At 72.3% G+C, this 2,033-nt stretch carries 3 protein-coding genes; 1 reads left to right on the top strand and 2 read right to left on the bottom strand.

What is annotated here, in order from left to right:
* Positions 1 to 446, bottom strand: a 446-nt coding sequence (locus tag FRW57_RS20875; RefSeq protein WP_152186965.1) for a MarR family winged helix-turn-helix transcriptional regulator, incomplete at its 3' end; no start/stop codon positions are given.
* Between the two features lie 103 nt (positions 447 to 549).
* Between FRW57_RS20875 and FRW57_RS20870 the strand changes: the two genes are divergently transcribed.
* The gene (locus FRW57_RS20870) at positions 550 to 1,305 is read left to right on the top strand and encodes a lysophospholipid acyltransferase family protein (protein ID WP_152186964.1); all 756 of its coding nucleotides are present in this window, start codon (positions 550 to 552) and stop codon (positions 1,303 to 1,305) included.
* A 37-nt stretch (positions 1,306 to 1,342) separates the two neighbouring features.
* Here the strand turns inward: FRW57_RS20870 and FRW57_RS20865 are convergent.
* Positions 1,343 to 2,033: MFS transporter (locus FRW57_RS20865; RefSeq protein WP_338055399.1), on the bottom strand; the 691-nt coding region annotated here is incomplete at its 5' end.

Raw genomic sequence — 2,033 nt, 5'->3', positions numbered from 1 at the left:
GTGGGGTCGGCCGCGCGTTCGGGGCGGTCGGCGGCCTCGAGCAGCCGCCCGAGGCTGGTGATGGCGGTGCGCAGCGCGCGCCGGTCGACGGGGTCGAGCCGGTCGATGAGCGGCGCGAGGACTGCCGACCTGGCGGCTCTCACCCGTTCCAGCGCTGCGCGGCCGCCTTCGGTCAGCTCGACCAGGGAGGCCCGGGCGTCCTTAGGGTCCTGCTGTCGGGTCGCCAGTCCGCAGGCCTCGAGCCGCTGCACCTGGCCGGTCATGGTCGGCTGGCTGCTGTGGTCGGCACGGGCCAGGTCGCCGATCCGAGCCGGACCGAGCTCGTCGAGCTGGGCCAGCAGCCTGGCCTGGGCGGGCAGCACCTCGAGGTCCGCCTCACGGGTCGCCCAGCGGTTCAGCCGCGCGATGACCGTGAGCAGCTGGGCTCCAAGGGGATTGGTGGACACGACACCATACTATACATAGGGAACCTATATAAAGCGAACGGTCACCACCCGCTTGCCCGCCTGCGGTCCTCCGTGGCGGGTCCGCGGGCTCTACGGTGTTGCCATGGAGCTCGTCTACTCACCTGTCATCGCGGCGGCCCGCGCACTCTTCGCCGCACAGGGGCTGCGCTTTCGCGTGGAAGGGGCCCGGCACGTGCCGACGAAGGGCGGCGCGGTGATGGTGCTCAACCACATCGGCTACATGGACTTCACGTATGCCGGGCTGGCTGCCCGCCCGTCCGGGCGCCTGATCCGCTTCATGGCCAAGGACGACGTGTTCCGTCACCCGGTGAGCGGGCCGTTGATGCGGGGGATGAAGCACATCCCGGTCGACCGCAGTGCGGGGTTGGCGTCCTTCCGCGCGGCTCTGACGGCCCTCAGGGCTGGGGAAGTCGTCGGGGTGTTCCCGGAAGCCACCATCTCGCGCTCGTTCGAGCTCAAGGAGTTCAAGAACGGCGCGGTGCGCATGGCCCAGGCGGCACGGGTCCCCTTGATCCCCACGGTGATCTGGGGTTCCCAGCGGGTCTGGACCAAGGATCATCCCAAACGGCTCGGCCGCACGCGGACGCCGATCAGCCTGTCCGTCGGCGAGCCCTTGGTCGTCGACCGCAAGGACGACGCCGACGAGGCCACCGCCCGGCTGAGGCAGGCGATGCAGGAGCTCCTGCACGCAGCCCAGGAGGTCTACCCACCCATGACGGGCGACGACGCGGTCTTCCTGCCCGCGCGGCTGGGCGGGCGCGCCCCGACCCCCGAACGTGCCGCCGAGCTCGATGCGGCCGAGGCTGTCGAACGGGCGGCTCGCCGGTCCGCGGACTGATCGCGAGCACCGGCCACCCGTCTGTGTCGAGGACCGGTCAGGGAGGGGACGCGGCGCCCAGGCGTCGGATGAACGGCAGCGCGACCACCAGGGCGAGGGCCATCGCGCCGAAGGCCGTCGCAGGGTGGTGGACCAGCGCCTGGACGACGAGAGCGAGCGCCAGACCACCGAGGTTGCCTGCCAGCCAGAGCAGACCCGTGGCCGTGGCGGCACCCGCCCCGGCCCGGCGCTCGGCCAGACCCAGGATCAGCGGCAGATCGGTGAGCAGCAGTGCGCCGACGACCACCAGCACGATCAGGGCCGTGAGCGGACCCGGCACGACGGCCAGCACGAGGCAGCCCAGGGCCGCGACCACGACCGAGAGTGCCAGGAACGCCGGCTCCGCGGACCGCTCGGCCACCCGAGGCGGCAGCAGCGCCGAACCGAGGACCCCGGCGACCACCATGAGCAAGAGGAAGAGGCCGGCCTGGGGCTCTCCGACACCGGCCGGCTCGAGCAGGGCCTGCAACCACGTGGTCAGCGCGACGAAGACCCCGAACCCGATCAGCACCAGTGCCACCAGCAGGCGCAGGTAGCCGTCCGCCCACAGGTCTCGCAGGGCGACGGCGCGAAGGCCTTCCGCCTGCCCTGGCTGCACCTGCGGGCACGGCTCCGGCTGCTCCGGCCGTGTGTCGGGTGGAGCAGCCCGACCCCGGCGTGCCGTCAGGGCGGCGGACAGCGCGACTGCC

It is taken from the genome of Segeticoccus rhizosphaerae (genome assembly GCF_009192725.1).
GTDB classification, from domain to species: domain Bacteria; phylum Actinomycetota; class Actinomycetes; order Actinomycetales; family Dermatophilaceae; genus Segeticoccus; species Segeticoccus rhizosphaerae.
This window is presented reverse-complemented; position numbering and strand designations above follow the sequence as displayed.

What these genes read in the sequence shown, in the direction of transcription:
- FRW57_RS20870 (WP_152186964.1), top strand. Translation starts at nt 550, where the DNA reads ATGGAGCTCGTCTACTCACCTGTCATCGCGGCGGCCCGCGCACTCTTC.